The 18,877-nt window shown below is 32.7% G+C and carries 18 protein-coding genes; 11 read left to right on the plus strand and 7 right to left on the minus strand.

Annotated elements, in window-relative coordinates; genetic code table 11:
* Window positions 1–61: 61 nt before the first annotated feature.
* The 3 genes from copZ to HMPREF3125_RS08420 all read right to left on the minus strand — a co-directional run bounded on the left by copZ (window position 62) and on the right by HMPREF3125_RS08420 (window position 3,165).
* Window positions 62–268 carry a copper chaperone CopZ gene (gene copZ / locus HMPREF3125_RS08410; protein ID WP_046466993.1) on the minus strand — a complete coding sequence of 69 codons (207 nt, stop codon included), beginning with the start codon at window positions 266–268 and terminating at the stop codon, window positions 62–64.
* 90 nt (window positions 269–358) lie between these two features.
* Complete coding sequence (locus tag HMPREF3125_RS08415) at window positions 359–2,743, minus strand: heavy metal translocating P-type ATPase (protein ID WP_070453261.1); 2,385 nt, start codon at window positions 2,741–2,743, stop codon at window positions 359–361.
* A 215-nt stretch (window positions 2,744–2,958) separates the two neighbouring features.
* Entirely contained in the window at window positions 2,959–3,165 is a 207-nt protein-coding gene (locus HMPREF3125_RS08420) for a hypothetical protein (RefSeq protein ID WP_029055986.1), read from the minus strand.
* Between the two features lie 192 nt (window positions 3,166–3,357).
* On the opposite strand from HMPREF3125_RS08420, the gene HMPREF3125_RS08425 reads away from it, so the two are divergent.
* From HMPREF3125_RS08425 to HMPREF3125_RS08440, 4 genes are all read left to right on the plus strand, one after another.
* Window positions 3,358–4,227 carry an SDR family oxidoreductase gene (locus HMPREF3125_RS08425; RefSeq protein WP_070453130.1) on the plus strand — a complete coding sequence of 290 codons (870 nt, stop codon included), beginning with the start codon at window positions 3,358–3,360 and terminating at the stop codon, window positions 4,225–4,227.
* A gap of 42 nt (window positions 4,228–4,269) precedes the next feature.
* The gene (locus HMPREF3125_RS08430; protein WP_070453133.1) at window positions 4,270–4,833 is read left to right on the plus strand and encodes a sugar O-acetyltransferase; all 564 of its coding nucleotides are present in this window, start codon (window positions 4,270–4,272) and stop codon (window positions 4,831–4,833) included.
* Between the two features lie 335 nt (window positions 4,834–5,168).
* Entirely contained in the window at window positions 5,169–6,713 is a 1,545-nt protein-coding gene (gene pruA, locus HMPREF3125_RS08435) for an L-glutamate gamma-semialdehyde dehydrogenase (RefSeq protein ID WP_070453134.1), read from the plus strand.
* Window positions 6,714–6,924: 211 nt separating this feature from the next.
* Window positions 6,925–7,389, plus strand: a complete 465-nt coding sequence (locus HMPREF3125_RS08440; RefSeq protein WP_070453139.1) for a hypothetical protein — start codon at window positions 6,925–6,927, stop codon at window positions 7,387–7,389.
* Between the two features lie 57 nt (window positions 7,390–7,446).
* Here the strand turns inward: HMPREF3125_RS08440 and HMPREF3125_RS08445 are convergent, their stop codons facing one another.
* Entirely contained in the window at window positions 7,447–7,779 is a 333-nt protein-coding gene (locus HMPREF3125_RS08445; RefSeq protein WP_046466995.1) for a YrhK family protein, read from the minus strand.
* 89 nt (window positions 7,780–7,868) lie between these two features.
* On the opposite strand from HMPREF3125_RS08445, the gene HMPREF3125_RS08450 reads away from it, so the two are divergent.
* A complete protein-coding gene (locus HMPREF3125_RS08450) occupies window positions 7,869–8,390 on the plus strand; it encodes a methylated-DNA--[protein]-cysteine S-methyltransferase (RefSeq protein WP_070453141.1) in 522 nt (173 codons plus the stop codon).
* Window positions 8,391–8,502: 112 nt separating this feature from the next.
* Here the strand turns inward: HMPREF3125_RS08450 and HMPREF3125_RS08455 are convergent, their stop codons facing one another.
* Entirely contained in the window at window positions 8,503–9,669 is a 1,167-nt protein-coding gene (locus HMPREF3125_RS08455) for a hydroxymethylglutaryl-CoA synthase (protein WP_070453146.1), read from the minus strand.
* A gap of 248 nt (window positions 9,670–9,917) precedes the next feature.
* Here HMPREF3125_RS08455 and HMPREF3125_RS08460 point away from each other — a divergent pair, with 248 nt between their 5' ends.
* Complete coding sequence (locus HMPREF3125_RS08460; protein WP_256278086.1) at window positions 9,918–11,273, plus strand: hydroxymethylglutaryl-CoA reductase, degradative; 1,356 nt, start codon at window positions 9,918–9,920, stop codon at window positions 11,271–11,273.
* 56 nt (window positions 11,274–11,329) lie between these two features.
* Here the strand turns inward: HMPREF3125_RS08460 and HMPREF3125_RS08465 are convergent, their stop codons facing one another.
* Window positions 11,330–11,767 carry a CHAP domain-containing protein gene (locus HMPREF3125_RS08465; RefSeq protein ID WP_070453153.1) on the minus strand — a complete coding sequence of 146 codons (438 nt, stop codon included), beginning with the start codon at window positions 11,765–11,767 and terminating at the stop codon, window positions 11,330–11,332.
* A 451-nt stretch (window positions 11,768–12,218) separates the two neighbouring features.
* Window positions 12,219–12,434 carry a sterile alpha motif-like domain-containing protein gene (locus HMPREF3125_RS08470; RefSeq protein ID WP_070453156.1) on the minus strand — a complete coding sequence of 72 codons (216 nt, stop codon included), beginning with the start codon at window positions 12,432–12,434 and terminating at the stop codon, window positions 12,219–12,221.
* 182 nt (window positions 12,435–12,616) lie between these two features.
* Here HMPREF3125_RS08470 and HMPREF3125_RS08475 point away from each other — a divergent pair, with 182 nt between their 5' ends.
* From HMPREF3125_RS08475 to ptsG, 5 genes are all read left to right on the plus strand, one after another.
* Complete coding sequence (locus HMPREF3125_RS08475; RefSeq protein ID WP_070453158.1) at window positions 12,617–13,495, plus strand: cidABC operon transcriptional activator CidR; 879 nt, start codon at window positions 12,617–12,619, stop codon at window positions 13,493–13,495.
* Window positions 13,496–13,708: 213 nt separating this feature from the next.
* Window positions 13,709–14,101, plus strand: coding sequence for a CidA/LrgA family protein (locus tag HMPREF3125_RS08480; protein WP_017636571.1), 393 nt, complete (start codon window positions 13,709–13,711; stop codon window positions 14,099–14,101).
* The gene (locus HMPREF3125_RS08485) at window positions 14,098–14,787 is read left to right on the plus strand and encodes an LrgB family protein (RefSeq protein ID WP_017636570.1); all 690 of its coding nucleotides are present in this window, start codon (window positions 14,098–14,100) and stop codon (window positions 14,785–14,787) included. Before HMPREF3125_RS08480 ends, HMPREF3125_RS08485 begins: the two co-directional genes overlap by 4 nt.
* Before the next feature lie 44 nt (window positions 14,788–14,831).
* Window positions 14,832–16,571, plus strand: coding sequence for a pyruvate oxidase (locus HMPREF3125_RS08490; RefSeq protein ID WP_029055994.1), 1,740 nt, complete (start codon window positions 14,832–14,834; stop codon window positions 16,569–16,571).
* Between the two features lie 229 nt (window positions 16,572–16,800).
* Window positions 16,801–18,867 (plus strand): glucose-specific PTS transporter subunit IIBC, encoded by a 2,067-nt coding sequence (gene ptsG / locus HMPREF3125_RS08495; protein ID WP_029055995.1) that lies wholly within the window; start codon window positions 16,801–16,803, stop codon window positions 18,865–18,867.
* Window positions 18,868–18,877 lie beyond the last annotated feature (10 nt).

The raw sequence follows: 18,877 nt of genomic DNA on the forward strand, positions 1-18,877 counted from the left end.
ACTAAGGTGATTAAAAATAAATCATCTTAGTGCTTTATCTATACTCAATGCTTTATTTGAATTATTTAACATCGTAACCTTGATCTTCAATAGCATCTTTCATGTCTGATAATTGTACTTTATCTTCATCATAATCGACACGTACTTGACCATTGTCTAAATTAACTTCTGCTGCAGAAACACCATTGATTTTTGCTAGTGCAGATTCAACTGCATTTTTGCAATGATCGCAACTCATACCTTCTACATTTATAATTTTTTGTCCCATTTTATTCACCTCTATAAATTAATGACTTACTTCTATTTTATTACTATATTGCATGACTTGAAAGTAAATGCATACCAATTAGTGTTGAAATTATTTTATAATACGTTTTAATCTTAGTGCATTTGTGACTACACTGACAGAACTAAGTGCCATAGCAGCCCCTGCAATCCAAGGGGCGAGTAAGCCTAATGCTGCAATAGGAATACCGGCTATATTATAGCCGAATGCCCAAATTAAATTTTGTCGTATGTTGCGCATTGTTAATTGACTAATACTTAATGTTTTAGGTAGTAAGGATAAATCACCACCTAATATAGTTATGTCGGAGGCTTCAATCGCAACTTCAGTTCCAGTACCCATCGCTATACCAATATCAGCTGTTACAAGTGCAGGAGCATCATTAACGCCATCTCCAACCATGGCAACTTGTTTACCTTCCTTTTGTAAGTGTGTTATATGCGCAGATTTTTCGTCAGGAAGTACATTCGCTATAACACGATCAATACCCACTTGTTTTGCAATAGCTTGAGCAGTATTATCATTGTCACCTGTTAGCATAACAACATTAATATTCATATCGTGTAATCGACGAATTGATTCAATTGCATTGTCTTTAATAGTATCTGCTACTGCTATCAGACCTTGATAAACGCCGTTAATAGCGATAAGCATGGCAGTTTTACCATTGCTCTCCCAATCTGTCATTTTAGATTCAATATGATTTGAGAGTTCAACATTATTTGATGTCATTAACTGGCGATTACCTACTAGAACTTGTTTTTGACTAACAGATGCTTCTATTCCATGACCAGGCAGTGCATTAAATGTATCTGTATTTATTAAGTTGATATTATTTGTTTGAGCATAATCAACAATTGCTTTTGCAAGAGGGTGTTCAGAAGCATATTCTGCACTTGCAAGTAATTGTAACGTTTCGTTATCACCCTCAAAATCAGTTACAACAGGCTTACCATTTGTAATAGTACCTGTTTTATCTAATACGATAGTATCAATATTTTGTGCTTGTTCAACGTATTGACCACCTTTAAATAAGATGCCTTTTTCAGCAGCACGACCAGTACCTACCATAATAGATGTTGGAGTTGCCAATCCTAATGAACATGGACAAGCGATCACTAGCACTGAAATAGCGGCTACAAGTGCTGGTTCAAATTGTCCGAAATGTACTAACGTATTCCAAATAACAAATGTGAGTAAAGCAATACCTATAACAGTAGGTACAAAATATCCAGAAATTTGATCTGCTAAACGTTGGATAGGTGCTTTAGATCCTTGAGCTTGTTCAACGACTTTAATGATATTAGCTAGTGCGGTATCATTACCTACTTGAGTAGCTTGAATAACAATGGCGCCATTTTGATTAATTGTCGCACCAATAACTTTATCGTTGATTTGTTTATCTACAGGTATAGATTCACCTGTAAGCATAGATTCATCTATTGACGTTGTACCTTTTAGAATAATGCCATCAACTGGAATCTTTTCACCTGGTTTAATTAAAATATTATCATTTACTTGAACATCTTTTACAGGTATCATCATTTCTTTATTGTCTTTAATAACACGTGCTTCTTTAGCTTGAAGGCTTAATAGTTCACCTAATGCATTAGTAGTTTGTGTTTTAGCTTTCGTTTCTAAATATTTACCAAATAAAATTAAAGTAATTAACACTGCACTCGTTTCAAAATAAAGATGAGGCATTTGAGTTGTGTGATTGAGCCATTTAAACATTTCATAGATACTATAGAAATAGGCAGCACTCGTGCCTAACGCCACTAATACATCCATATTTGCGGAACCATTTTTTAGATTTTTATAGGCGCCTTTATAAAATTGCCAACCTATAATGAATTGTACCGGTGTGGCTAATATGAATTGAAACCAAGGATTCATAAATATTGAAGGTAATGGCATATGAAACAAATGAACTAACATCGTTGCTAGTAATGGTATTGATAATATAGCAGCTATAACTAATTTAGTGAGTTGCTTTTTGAGTCGTTTATCTTTATTAGAATATTGATTTTGTCCTTCTTTTACTTTTGCATCATAGCCTAAATTTTGTATTTTAGAAATGAAATCATCGCTATTAACTACTCCACGATAATATTCAACAGTAGCTTGTTCGGTAGTTAAATTGACGTTGGCATTGATAACACCATCAATTTTATTAAGTACTTTTTCAATACGATTAGAACATGCTGCACATGTCATGCCAGAAATAGTTAATTCTACACTTTCTTTAACGACATCATAGCCTAAATGTTGAATTTCGTTAACGTAATCCTCAGTATGATATTGTCCTTGATGATCATCAATTGTTGCTTGCTCAGTTGTAATGTTAACTTGAGCAGTAACATCATCAAGTTTATTGAGTTTCTTTTCTATTCTATTTGAACACGCAGCACATGTCATTCCTGTGATATCTATAGTTGTTTTTTTGTTATTATCCATGTGAAAGCCTCCGTTTCTTCTCATCATTAATGTACCCCCTATAGGTATATAAGTCAAACACATTGTTTGCCAAAAGAAGAAAGTAAGACTAGATAATAAAAAAATCCCACACAAATATTTTAAGAAACATTTGTGTGGGATTTTATCATCTATATTAACAGCTAATATGCTGGAATTGTAGCTCTTATAAATAGAATGGATTTTTGGTTAACGAGTTAGAAAAAGTCTGAAGGGGAAAATTGTTTAAGATCAATATCTTTAACTTGATTGATGTCATAATTAGAAATATTTTCTAAGATTTGACCATCTTTTGCTTGTTGATAATAACGATCGGCTTCATTAATAACGTCATGAGTTTGGAAAGTTTTGACCACGCCTAAAAGTATAAGAACTGCGATTGCTGATTTTAAAATACGTTTCATGATATTGGCTCCTTTAATGTGTTGGTAGATTCTATTATAAAAAATATGTTGATAAAAAACATGAGGCTATAGTATTGATGTGAACTCGTACTTCAGTATGATTCTTAAAGAATAGCCCTATAAAGGTGTATAGGTAGTTTTATATGTAAGTTTATAGGGAAGGTGAATAAAAATTAGGAAAGGGGCAAAACTATGAACTTATTAGAATTTCATCAACAAATTAAAGGATATACGCAACCACAACAACCAGGTATTGAAGCTGACATGAATCCTAAACCAATTGCTGAATTAGACGAATATAAAGCAGCTGGAAAATTAAAAGGAAAAGTAGCACTTATTACTGGCGGAGATTCTGGTATTGGACGCTCTGTAGCAATTCTATTTGCTAAAGAAGGTGCTAATGTAGCTATCGGATATTATAATGAACATCAAGATGCAGAAGATACCGTTAATCGATTAAAAGAACTAGGTGTCGAGGCTAAAGCATATGCGCATGACTTAAAAGACGAAAAGCAATCACAACAACTTATCAAAGATGTTGTAGAGGATTTCGGAGGACTTAATATATTAGTTAATAATGGTGGCGTACAATTTCCAAGAGACCATTTTGAAGAAATTACGCCAGAACAAGTTAAAGAAACATTCCAAACTAATATTTTCGGCATGATGTTTTTATCACAAGCTGCCGTACCATATTTAAATGATGGAGATACGATTATTAATACAACAAGTGTGACAGTTTATAGAGGTTCAGGACACTTGATTGATTATTCAGCAACAAAAGGCGCCATTGTATCATTTACGCGTTCATTAGCTACAACACTTATGGAGAAAAATATTCGTGTAAATGCAGTTGCACCTGGACCGATTTATACACCTTTAATTCCTTCTACATTTGATGAAGATAAAGTTGAAAATCAAGGCGGTGGTACTCCTATGGGACGTAGAGGTCAACCAGCAGAGCTAGCACCTTCCTATGTATTTTTAGCTACATCTGCTGATAGTTCTTATATTACTGGACAAGTAATTCATGTTAACGGTGGAGACTACATGACAACATAGGAGTTAATATAGAAAAGAGTAATTGTTAGGGTGAAAAGATTAATGACTGAAAAGGAAAAAATGTTAGCTTATCAATGGTATGATGCTAATTTTGATAATGAATTAATTGAAGATAGAAAGAAAGCTAAAGACTTATGTTTTGAATATAATCATACGAGACCTAGTAATGAAACCAAAAGACATGAGATATTATCGACATTATTTAATGCAAAACTTGAAAATATAAGTATAGCGATTCCTTTTGATACAGATTATGGTTGGAATGTTACCTTTGGGAAAAATGTATTTTTAAATACCAATTGCTATCTAATGGATGGCGGAGGTATCACTTTTGGAGATAATGTATTTGTTGGTCCCAATTGTGGCTTCTATACAGCAACACATCCATTAAAGTTTAAAGACAGAAATAAAGGTTTAGAATTAGCTGAAGAAATTATAGTAGGAAGTAATACATGGTTTGGGGGTAATGTAGCAGTTTTACCCGGGGTTACTATAGGTGAAGGCAGTGTTATAGGTGCGGGTAGTGTAGTGTCTAAAGATATACCGCCAAATAGTTTAGCAGTAGGTAACCCTTGTAAAGTGATACGTCAAATAGACAATGAATAAATAAATGAGATATAGTCCATAAGATCAATTTAGGTTATTCCTGAATATGATTTCTTATGGGCTTGTTTTTTTATAAAAAGTAAAATATAAGTCTTTATAAGTTGAGACTAATTTTCGTTTCTCTAATATTTTAGTTAATTTTTGAAATATTAAGATTTTTAAATGAAAGCGATTGCAAAATTACAATGATACATAGTAGAATGTAAGAAAGGTTGAGATAAAGTTGCATTAGCGTAACAGTAACATGATTAAAATAGCGCACTTATCTAGACCTATATGTAATTAAACAAAGGGTTCAACAACTCATTTTAATATTTCATAGGGGGTACGCAATAATGGTAGTAGATTTTAAAAATGAACCAGGAATTGATTTTTCTGTTCAAGCGAATGTAGATAAATTTAAAGAGACTTTAAAAGCAGTAGAAGGTCAATTAGGTCAAAGTATTCCATTAGTCATTAATGGAGAAAAGATAGATAAAAAAGATCAATTTGAATCTATAAATCCAGCTAATACTTCTCAAACTATTGCTAAAGTTTCAAAAGCAACAAAAGAAGATGTTGAAAAAGCATTTCAATCTGCTAACGAAGCATACCAGACATGGAAAAAATGGTCTCATAAAGATCGTGCTGAATTAATGTTACGTGTTGCTGCAATTATTCGTCGTCGCAAAGAAGAAATTTCTGCTGTTATGGTTTATGAAGCGGGTAAACCATGGGATGAAGCAGTAGGCGATGCGGCTGAGGGTATTGATTTTATTGAATACTATGCACGTTTAATGATGGATTTAGCTGATGGTAAACCTGTTTTAGATAGAGAAGGAGAACATAACAAATACTTCTATAAATCTATAGGAACAGGTGTTACAATTCCACCTTGGAACTTCCCATTTGCGATTATGGCTGGAACAACATTAGCACCAGTTGTAGCAGGTAATACAGTTTTATTAAAACCAGCAGAAGATACGCCGTTAACTGCTTATAAATTAATAGAAATCCTAGAAGAAGCAGGTTTACCAAAAGGTGTAGTTAATTTTGTACCAGGAGATCCTAAAGAAATTGGTGACTACTTAGTAGATCATAAAGAGACACACTTTGTCACATTTACTGGTTCAAGAGCAACAGGTACACGTATTTATGAAAGAAGTGCAGTTGTTCAAGAAGGACAAACATTCTTAAAACGCGTTATCGCTGAGATGGGCGGTAAAGACGCTATCGTTGTCGATGAAAATGTTGATACAGATTTAGCAGCAGAATCAATTGTAACATCAGCATTTGGATTTGCAGGTCAAAAATGTTCTGCATGTTCAAGAGCAATTGTGCATCAAAATGTTTATGATGAGGTATTAGAAAAAGCTGTTAAATTAACTAAAGAATTATCTTTAGGAGACACAACAGGCAATACATTTGTAGGACCAGTAATTAATCAAAAACAATTTGATAAAATCAAAAATTATATCGAAATTGGTAAAGAAGAAGGTAAATTAGAACAAGGTGGAGGCACTGATGATTCTACTGGATATTTCATTGAGCCAACTATTTTCTCTGGCTTGAAATCTTCAGACCGAATTATGCAAGAAGAAATCTTCGGCCCAGTTGTTGGATTTGTTAAAGTAAAAGATTTTGATGAAGCGATTGATGTTGCTAATGATACTGACTATGGTTTAACTGGTGCAGTAATTACTAATAATCGTGAACACTGGATTAAAGCTGTAAATGAATACGATGTAGGTAACTTATACTTAAATCGTGGATGTACAGCAGCAGTTGTTGGATATCATCCATTTGGTGGATTCAAAATGTCAGGTACTGACGCTAAAACAGGTAGCCCAGACTACTTATTAAACTTCTTAGAACAAAAAGTTGTATCTGAAATGTTCTAATACAAAATAAAGTAATAGTCAAAGACGTTGTGTAAGTCTATCTCAGATTTATGCAACGTTTTTTTATGAATTCAAGTGCAAAATTAATTTTATAAATATTAAGAAAAGATTGATGAAATATTAATTTTACAGAAAAATGATTAAAACATTTAAATAGTGATATATACTCAATAAGAACATTTAAATATAAGGCTATTGGGAGGATTTAATCATGAAGGGTAGTAAGAAACTAAATCAATTATTAGAAGATAATGAAAAGAAATTAAAAAAGCTTTTTAAATACGATAAGAAAGAATCTTTGTCATTTACAAAAGAAGATAGAGAAAAAGTTGAAGATCAATATGGAGTTTATGTCATTTTCGATGGTAAGAAACCTATATTTGTTGGTCAAACAGGTGGTTATGCGACAGGTTATAAACCAATTCAAAAAGATTTAAATACAAAATTAGCTCAATATAATTCTAAATCTGATAGTGGTACAACTAAATTCAGAAAAGAACTTGCTAAAAATAAAAATGCAGATACTTCTGAACTAAAAGAAATGACTGCTGAAAATTATGGTTTAACATTCCAATATATTAAAGTTAAACGGGAACCCGCTTTTATTAATATTTTAGAAATTCTTGCTTTAGAATATGCTAAAGAAAAGGAAATTAAACTTTATAACTTTGCTTAATTAAACAATGACAGCGTCTTATGAATTTAGGCGCTGTCATTTTACTTTTAAATTACTTTAAGTATGTGAATTATTTTTTTCTTCAATATATCGTTTATGATAATATCTAGATAATTTCATATCATGTATAAATGAAATAACAGGTCTTGCTGTCATTTGAATACTACCAATTACAAATAATATCGTACCCAAAGTCATAGTTGCATCACTAAAAAAGAAAAAGCTTCCTACCAAAAATACTAATCCCAAAATAATATCATTAATTTGATATATTGCTTTATAAAAATTGGTGATTTGATTAGCATGATCTTGTGTAGCTAGATCATATTTTTGATTATTAGTGTTTAAATGTAAGTCGACGCTGTTTTTATTGTTGTGGTGGGTAAACATAGGTAAACCTCCTTTAAATTCATAACATCAAATACCCTTATAATAATTAATAAAACGCATGAGTTACTATAAAGAAAGGAATGAGTCTAATGGAATATAAAACTTATTATGATTCACCAGTCGGGTTATTAGAACTTGTTAGCGATGGCGAATATCTTACACATGTACTCTATCAAAACCAACAATTAGAAGATGGTCGAGTTGAAAAAGATGATATAAAAGTATTTCAATTAACTAAAGAATGGCTTGATGCTTATTTTAAAGGGGATGTTCCAAACTTAAATATTCCTACTAAATCTCAGGGTACTGAGTTTCAACAATTTGTATGGCAAGAACTCGAAAAAATTGAATACGGGGAATTAACAACTTACGGAGATATAGCTCAAAAAGTAGCAACACGAATGAATAAAGACAAAATGTCAGCTCAGGCAGTTGGTGGCGCAGTTGGGAGTAATCCAATATCTATTATTATTCCATGTCATAGAGTTGTCGCTAAAAATGGAAGTCTTACAGGATATGGTGGAACAATCAAAAACAAAGTAAAATTATTAGAAACTGAAAAAGTAGACATGAGTCCTTTATTTGTACCAAAACATAGTACTAAACCATAAAAATACGTAATTTTTGAGCATTGAATATAAAGATAGCACTAAGATGATTTTCTTCCTAATCATCTTAGTGCTATTATTTTGGAATTTGTATTCCAGTATGGTTTATAGTTTATTATTTTGGAACATGGTATTCACGAATATTGTCATTAATAGCTTCTAAATAGAAGATAGATTGATCATTGTCTACTGCATCTTGTTGTGCGTCAAATTCTAAATTATCAAAGCGATTGAAGAAGTTTTCATATTCTTCTACTGAAACTTCTTGTCGTTTTTCTAGAGCAGATTGATGACCTTTAGTATCTAATTGATTTTGGAAACCATCAACGACAGTAGCACTAAAGAACTCACCAACAGAACCTGAACCATAACTAAATAATCCGATTGTTTGTCCGCTAGAAAGGTCATGATTTTCTAATAATGATATAAGACTTAAATATAAAGAACCTGTGTAAATATTACCTACATAACGGTTATAATAAACGGCATCTTCATAGCCTGTTCTTAAACGTTCTTGTGTTGTTTCATCTGCTTCATCGATAATTGATTCTAAAGCTTTTTTACCCATTTTTGTAAATGGAACATGGAAACATAGTGATTCGAAATCAGCTAACGATTTATTTTCACGTTTTGAATATTCATCCCAGCTATGTTGGAATGAACGGATATATGCATCTTTTGATAATGAACCATCAACAAGTGGATATGCATGGCCAGACGGTCTCCAAAAATCATAGACATCTTCAGTATATGCTACAGCATCATCATTTAATTGTAAGAGGCTAGGATTATGAGAAATCATCATTGCTACGGCACCGGCACCTTGAGTAGGCTCACCACCAGATTGTAAACCGTAACGTGCAGTATCACTTGCGATAACTAATACTTTTTCTTCTGGACGATTTGCTAGATAATCTTTAGCTAATTGAATTGCAGGTGTAGCAGCATAACACGCTTCTTTCATTTCAAAACAACGTGCAAAAGGTTGAATGCCTAGTAAATTGTGGACTTGAACAGCTGCAGCCTTTGCAGAGTCAATTGCAGATTCAGTCGCTACAATAACCATACCGATTTTCTTTTTATCTTCGTCTGTTATAATATCTTTAGCGGCATTAGCGGCCATAGATACGATATCTTGGTTTACAGGACTTACGGCCATTTTAGTTTGGCCAATTCCAATTAAAAATTTAATTGGGTCAACTTGGCGTGCTTCAGCAAGCTTAGCCATGTCTACATAAAATTTTGGTACATAAAAGTTTATTTTATCTATACCTATGTTCATAAGGGTTACATCCTTTCAGTTTTAAAAGTAGCATTAGTATCATACCAAAATAATTTAATGATATACAATGAATATAACAGATTTTGATATGAATGTATAACAGTTATGTAAGCGTTTTAATAATTGCGTTAAATCGCCTGTTATTAATATATAAATTTAAAAAATAGCAAATGATATTGTTATAAATACAGAGATTTTTAGAATATAAAACAAGTAACTTTTACAAAGAAAACTTTAATTGTTTTATAATGGTAATAAGTTTTGTTTTATTTGAATATATAGAATTAAAAGTGATAATTCATAGTGAAAAAAGGAGAAAAAATATGCAAAATTTGGATAAAGGATTTCGTCATTTATCGAGAGAAGATAAATTAAAACAATTAGAAGAATATGGTTGGTTATCTAGCGAAAATCATGACATTTTGTTAAATCATCCACTAATAGATGAAGATATTGCTAATAGTTTAATTGAAAATGTGATTGGCCAAGGTACATTGCCCGTTGGATTATTACCTGAAATTATCGTTGATGAACAACCTTACGTTGTGCCAATGATGGTGGAAGAACCATCAGTAGTTGCTGCTGCGAGTTATGGTGCAAAGCTAGTAAATCAAACTGGCGGATTTAAAACAGTATCAAGCCAACGTTTAATGATCGGACAAATTGTATTTGATGGTGTTGAAGATACTGAAGCTTTGGCACAGGCGATTCAAAATAAAGAAGAACAAATACACCAAATTGCAGATGAAGCCTATCCATCTATTAAAGCAAGAGGTGGAGGTTATCAAAAGATTGACATAGATACATTTCCAGAACAGCAACTGTTATCATTGAAAGTATTTGTAGATACAAAAGATGCGATGGGTGCTAACATGTTAAATACAATATTAGAGGCCATTACAGCACATTTAAAAAATGAATTTCCAGATAAAGACGTATTAATGAGCATATTATCTAATCATGCCACTGCATCTGTTGTCAAAGTACAAGGAGAAATAGACGTTAACGATTTAACTAAAGGTGGTAGAGAAGGTGCGGAAGTAGCACAAAGAATGGAACGTGCGTCTGTATTAGCACAAGTAGATATACACAGAGCTGCTACACACAATAAAGGTGTTATGAATGGTATTCATGCAGTTGTTTTAGCAACTGGTAACGATACGCGTGGTGCAGAAGCGAGTGCGCATGCATTCGCTAGCCGTGATGGTCAATATCGTGGTATAGCAACGTGGGAGTATGATTCAGATCGCCAACGATTAATAGGAACAATAGAAGTGCCGATGACTTTAGCTATTGTTGGTGGTGGTACAAAAGTATTACCAATTGCTAAAGCTTCACTTGATTTACTAAATGTCAAAACTGCACAAGAGCTAGGTCATGTTGTTGCAGCGGTTGGATTAGCACAAAACTTTTCTGCGTGTCGTGCATTAGTGTCTGAAGGAATTCAACAAGGTCATATGAGCTTACAATATAAATCATTAGCAATTATCGTAGGTGCTAAAGGCGATGAAATTGCACAAGTTGCTGATGCACTTAAACAAGAAGAACAAGCCAATTCAGCAAAAGCAAAAGAAATTTTAGAACAATTACGTCAAAATTCTTAAACTAAAAAAACGACATGGTATGCATTTAAAGTTGCATATGCCATGTCGTTTTTTATTTAATAGATGTAATTATAATGTCGAGCAGATGATTTTCCTATAATTCTCGTTCCATAATTATATGGACGATTATAGTTATATTCTGATATTTTTATATTTCCATTGCTATAAATTTTCTCAACAACAGCAACATGACCGTAGTAACCTGCAGTAGATTGCATTACCGCATAACGTCTAGGAGTATGACCAGTAGCATAGCCTGAACGTCTTGCATTTGAATACCAGTTCTTCGCATTGCCCCAACGATTAGATATAGGTTTACCTAATTGTGCGCGTCTTTGATAAGCCCACCAAGTGCATTGACCTTTATTATAATAATTTTTATATGAAGCTGCTTCTGACACATGTGTCTGTTCAGCTGTTTGATAAGTTATAGTCCCTGTTAACAAGATTCCAGTAGCGATTATGACACGAGATAATAATTTTTTTAGTTTCATTTTTTCTCCCAAAAATCGTTTTTTATTTAGTAACCGTATTCATAATAGATGTAAAAAAGGTAGAATACAATATTAGAAATGAATTATACAAGGAACTGTAATGTTACTGAAATATAAATAGGGTATTTGTAATAATATTTTATACTTTCATGTAAGTTTCATGTTTTACTCTTATGAATAGAAAGTATATAAGTACAAATAAAAAAGCCATCAACAAAGCACGAAACTTTGTCGACAGCATTAAAAGTATATAAATAAATTTAACATTTCTAAATAAAAGCATATATTGGCAGTAGATGACTGAATTGAAATGTACTTATTTAAAGTTTTTTCAATTCTAGTCATCTTTGCTGGGGTGGAACTACGGCAAATTTCTGTCCCGCTCCCCTCGGGATGATAGACTTCCATGTATTCTTATGTTAGATAAATGCTAAATAACAATTAACATAGATCATATATTAGTGAATTGGTTGAAGACTGACAATGCTCTTTTAACAATAGTCATTGATAAGTCTTCAGGACACGGATTAGTTCGAAAATATGACAATATTTCACTTTGGCTCTTCACTTGTCTAGGAAAATTGTTATCTTGATTAATCCAATCAACCAATTCGCCTAATGGTGTGTCATCACCAAGAAAATTTTGCATAAATTCGTAAAAGCTCAATTCCTCACCTCGAATAATCATTTTGAGCCAAAGCATATTATAACACAATTATCTATTAATTTGAAAAAGCCAATATAAAAGCCAGTATAAAGCTAATATAAGAGTTGAAATACTTAAACCACATTAAAATAAAAGGGTTATTGTATAATAATAGGAACAAACTTTTTGAGTAGGTGACATTAGTGGATATTAAACATATGAAATATTTTATAGAGGTTGTGAAACAAGGTGGTATGACAAATGCTTCTAAATTTTTATATATTGCTCAACCTACGATTAGTAAAGCTATTAAAGATATTGAAGACGAAATGGCAGTACCATTGTTCGATAGGGGAAAGAGGCAACTTGTTTTAACAGATGCTGGCAAAATCTTTTTCAATAAATGCAAAGAGATTATCGCTTTATATGAAAATTTACCATCAGAAATCAGTAGTTTATATGGTTTAGAAACCGGTCATATTAACATTGGTCTATCAGCAGTGATGAATATGGAGACTATAATAGGTATGATAGGAGACTTTCATCATCAATTCCCTAATGTGACATTTAACTTTGTTGAACACGGTGGAAAATCAATTGAACAACAAATTTTAAATGATGAATTAGATTTAGGAATAACGACACTTCCTGTCGATCATCAATATTTTGAAGCTCTGTCATTTAATAAGGAATCGTTGTGTGTCGTATTAAACCAAAACCATCCATTAGCCAAGTATCAAAATATTAAAATTAAAGATTTAGCTAACGAAGACTTTATCTTATTTAATGATGACTTTTACTTAAATGATAAAATTATAGAAATAACTAAAAATGCCGGTTTTATACCCAATATGGTTTCTCAAATATCTCAATGGAATGTGATTGAAAATCTTATCAGTAATAGATTAGGGATAAGTATTTTGCCACTTTCTATTACTCAATTGATGAACAAAAATGTATGTGCCATTAATATTGAAGATGCAAATGTAGAGTGGGAACTAGGACTAGTATGGAAAAAGGATAAACGTCTTAGTTATGCGACTAATAAATGGATAGAATATTTAAGAGATAGATTAACCTAACATAAATTTCCTTAAAATATTCATATGACTTAAATTTTCACATTTATAATAATAGAATTAATCTTAACGAAAGAAACCGATTTCATAAATTTAAGGAATGTTTAGTATTCGAAAAATGTATTTTAATAATAGAAAAAGAAAGACTATAATTATAAATATCACTAAAAAATTGTTGTAACAATTTAGACAAATTTTTTAGAAGGGAAAGATAGCATGCATAAGGTGAGAGATTTCATACATCTTATTGTACAACTCGTACTTATTTTAATTATTTCATTCATCGGTACCGAAGTGCAGCGCTTATTACACATCCCTTTAGCAGGTAGTATTGTAGGTCTCATCATTTTTTACCTATTATTACAGTTCAAAATAATTCCTGTATCGTGGGTGAATGAAGGTGCAGACTTCCTATTAAAAACGATGGTGTTTTTCTTTATTCCATCTGTTGTCGGCGTTATGGATGTAGTATCAGACATTACGCTTAACTATCTATTGTTCTTTTTAATTATTATTTTAGGAACATGTTTAGTAGCATTATCCTCAGGCTATATCGCTGAAAAATTGGTGAACAGAAAAGATATAGGAAAAGGGATGGATGAGTTATGAATAACATATTACAAGCAGCAGTTATGATAATTATAACGATTGTGGTATATGTTATTTCTAAAAAACTGCAAGACAAATATAAAAATCCATTTCTTAATCCAGCATTAATTGCATCAATTATCATTATAGCGATACTTCTTATGTTTGATATTAGTTATAAAGGATACATGAAAGGTGGAGAATGGATAAATCATATATTAAACGCAACGGTCGTTTGTTTGGCTTATCCACTCTATCAAAACAGACATAAGATAAAGAAATACCTTTTTGTGATTTTCACGAGCGTGTTAACTGGTGTAATACTTAATTTTATGTTAGTATACGTAACGTTGAAAATCTTCGGCTATTCAAAAGAAACGATTGTTACTATGCTGCCAAGGTCTATCACAGCAGCTGTTGGGATAGAAGTTTCTAACGAACTTGGTGGCACAGATACAATGACTGTACTTTTTATAATAGCTACAGGGTTAATAGGCAGTATTCTAGGTTCAATGCTATTGCGTATGGGAGGCTTTAAATCTTCAATCGCGAGAGGCTTAACATATGGTAACGCTTCTCACGCTTTCGGTACAGCAAAAGCACTAGAATTAGATATAGAATCAGGCGCATTTAGTTCGATTGGTATGATATTAACTGCAGTAATCAGTTCGATTTTAATACCAATACTTATTTTATTGTTCTATTAAAGGGAAGAAACTCATATAAATAGAAAGGGAGGCTATTTGGAAAAATGGCAAAAATTAAAGCAAATGAAGCATTAGTTAAAGCATTAGAAGCATGGGACATCGATCACTTATATGGTATACCAGGAGACTCAATTGACGCAGTAGTTGACTCATTACGTACAGTAAGAGACTCATTCAAATTCTACCACGTACGTCACGAAGAAGTAGCAAGTTTAGCTGCTGGTAGTTATACAAGAATTACAGGTAAAATCGGAGTAGCATTAAGTATTGGTGGACCTGGTTTAATCCACTTATTAAATGGTATGTATGACGCTAAAATGGATAGCGTTCCTCAATTAGTTATTTCTGGTCAAACAAATAGTGATAAATTAGGTACTGGTGCTTTCCAAGAAACTAATTTATCTAAATTATGTGAAGATGTAGCTGTTTATAACCACCAAATTCAAAAAGGCGATAACGTATTTGAAATCGTTAATGAAGCGATTCGTACAGCTTATGAGCAAAAAGGTGTAGCAGTAATCATCTGTCCTAATGACTTATTAACTCAACAAATTAAAGACACTACTAACAAACCAGTAAATACAACTAAACCTAAAGCAATTGCACCTAAATTCAAAAACATCAAAAAAGCTGCTAAATTAATCAATAAAAGTAAAAAACCAGTTGTTCTTTTCGGTGTTGGTGCACAACATGCAAAAGATGAATTACGTGAATTTATAGAAATGGCTAAAATTCCAGCTATTCATTCATTACCAGCAAAAGCAATCCTTGCTGATGATCATCCTTACAATTTAGGTAACTTAGGACAAATCGGTACTAAAGTATCATATCAAACAATTCAAGATGCAGATCTTTTAATTATGATTGGTACTAACTTCCCATTCGTTAAATATTTACCTAAGAAAAATATTAAAGCAATCCAAATTGATACTAATGAAGCACATATTAGTCACCGTTTCGATATCAACGTTGGTATCTTAGGAGACGCTAAAATTGCATTAGAACAATTAAGCGAAAACATTAAACACGTTGCTAAACGTCCATTCTTAGACAAAACTTTAGAACGTAAAGCAGTATGGGATAAATGGATGGAACAAGATTTAAATAATAATAATTCACCATTACGTCCAGAACGTTTAATGAAAGCTATCAATGACAACTTAAAAGACGATGCTATTGTTTCAGCAGACGTTGGTACTTCAACAGTATGGTCAACTCGTTATTTAAACTTAGGTGTAAATAACAAATTTATGATCTCAAGTTGGTTAGGTACTATGGGTTGTGCACTTCCAGGTGCTATGGCAGCTAAAGTTGCTTACCCAGACCGTCAATCAGTAGCAATTGCAGGGGACGGCGCATTCCAAATGGTAATGCAAGACTTTGCAACTGCAGTTCAATACGATTTACCATTAACAATTTTCGTATTAAACAACAAACAATTAGCGTTCATTAAATATGAACAACAAGCTGCTGGTGAATTAGAATATGCCATTGATTTCTCTGATATGGATCATGCTAAATTCGCTGAAGCTGCTGGCGGTAAAGGTTATACAGTTAAAGACGCTAGTCGTTTAGATGATATTGTTGAAGAAGCAATGTCACAAAACGTTCCAACTATCGTTGATGTACATGTTGATCCTAATGCTGCACCATTACCAGGTAAAATTGTTAACTCAGAAGCACTTGGTTATGGTAAATGGGCATACAGATCTATCACTGAAGATAAACACTTAGACTTTGATCAAATCCCACCAATCTCAGTAGCAACAAAACGTTTCTTATAATATAGATTCTATAAATCTCAACCAACTCGTTTTGGTTGAGATTTTTTTAAAATAAACTATTGTAAACGCTTCAGCTAATGTGTATACTATATTTAAATTAAAAATAACATTTGCGTGTTACTGGTGATGCAGGCATGAGCAAACATTTGGCCATTTATTATGGTCTTGTTTGTTCATCTCTTTTTTTATGTACATGTAAATGACTACAATATGAGAGGAATGTTTTTATATGTTTAAAAAGCTCTTTGGGCAATTGCAACGTATAGGTAAAGCGTTAATGTTACCTGTGGCAATTTTACCAGCAGCTGGGATTTTACTTGCATTTGGGAATGCAATGCACAATGAACAGTTAGTCAAAATTGCGCCTTGGTTAACAAATAATGTCTTTGTTATGATTTCTTCTATTATGGAAGCAGCAGGACAAGTCATTTTTGACAACTTACCACTATTATTCGCAGTCGGTACAGCACTTGGATTAGCAGGAGGAGATGGTGTAGCAGCATTAGCAGCACTAGTTGGTTATTTAATTATGAATGCCACTATGGGTAAATATTTAAATATTACAATTGATGATATCTTCTCTTATGCAAAAGGTGCTAAAGAATTAAGTCAAGCTGCTAAACAACCTGAATTTGCGTTAGTGTTAGGTATCCCTACACTACAAACTGGTGTGTTTGGCGGTATTATCATGGGAGCCGTAGCCGCATGGTGTTATAACAAATACTATAATATTACGTTACCAGCATTTTTAGGATTCTTTGCAGGTAAACGTTTCGTCCCTATAGCAACATCTGTGGCCGCAATTATTGTTGGTATTGTATTAAGTTGGGTATGGCCACCTATTCAAACAGGTTTAAATGATTTATCAAACTTCTTATTAACGAAAAACTTAGTATTAACAACATTTATTTTTGGTGTTATTGAACGTTCACTAATTCCATTTGGTTTGCATCATATTTTCTATGCACCATTCTGGTTCGAGTTCGGACATTATACAAACCATGCTGGTGAATTGGTTCGTGGTGACCAACGTATTTGGATGGCTCAATTAAAAGACGGTGTACCATTTACTGCTGGTACATTTACTACTGGTAAATATCCATTTATGATGTTTGGTTTACCAGCTGCAGCATTTGCTATTTATAAAAATGCTCGTCCAGAACGTAAAAAAATTGTTGGTGGTTTGATGCTATCAGCAGGATTAACATCATTCTTAACAGGTATTACAGAACCACTTGAGTTCTCATTCTTATTTGTAGCGCCATTGTTATATGCAATCCACGTTGTATTAGCAGGTTCTTCATTCTTAATTATGCATTTATTAGGTGTAAAAATTGGTATGACATTCTCTGGTGGATTCATAGACTATGTATTATTCGGATTATTAAACTGGCATAGAACAAATGCGTTATTAGTTATTCCAGTAGGTATCGTATATGCACTGGTTTATTATTTCTTATTCGATTTTGCTATCAGAAAGTTCAATTTAAAAACGCCTGGTAGAGAAGATAAAGAACAAGAAGTCAGAAATTCAAGTGTGGCTAAATTACCATTTGATGTATTAGATGCAATGGGTGGTAAAGAGAATATTAAACATTTAGATGCTTGTATCACTCGTTTACGTGTTGAAGTTAATGATAAAGCAAAAGTAGACGTACCAGGACTAAAAGCATTAGGTGCTTCTGGTGTACTTGAAGTTGGTAATAACATGCAAGCTATTTTTGGTCCAAAATCAGATCAAATTAAACATGATATGGCAAAAATCATGAGTGGTGAAATTACTAAACCAAGTGAAACAACTGTCACTGAAGAAGATTCAGAAGAACCAGTACACGTAGAAAATATTGCTGAAACTGAAATCTATGCGCCAGGTGTTGGACAAATTATTCCATTATCTGAAGTACCTGATAAAGTATTCTCTGAAAAAATGATGGGAGACGGTATTGGATTTATCCCTGAAAAAGGTGAAATCGTTGCGCCATTTGACGGTACAGTGAAGACAATATTCCCAACAAAACATGCGATTGGATTAGAATCTGATACAGGAATTGAATTATTAATTCATATTGGTATAGATACAGTTAAGTTAAATGGAGAAGGTTTTGAAAGTTTAGTCAATGCGGATGAACCAGTGACTCAAGGTCAACCTTTAATGAAAGTAAACTTAGCATATCTTAAAGAAAATGCACCAAGCATTGTGACACCATTGGTTATCACAAACTTGGATAACAAAACGTTAACAGTGGACGATATTAAAGATGTTGAGCCAAGTAAACGTATTATGAAAGTTAAATAATTACAATAGA

The sequence above is a fragment of the Staphylococcus sp. HMSC13A10 genome (assembly GCF_001808005.1).
In the GTDB taxonomy this organism is placed as follows: domain Bacteria; phylum Bacillota; class Bacilli; order Staphylococcales; family Staphylococcaceae; genus Staphylococcus; species Staphylococcus pasteuri.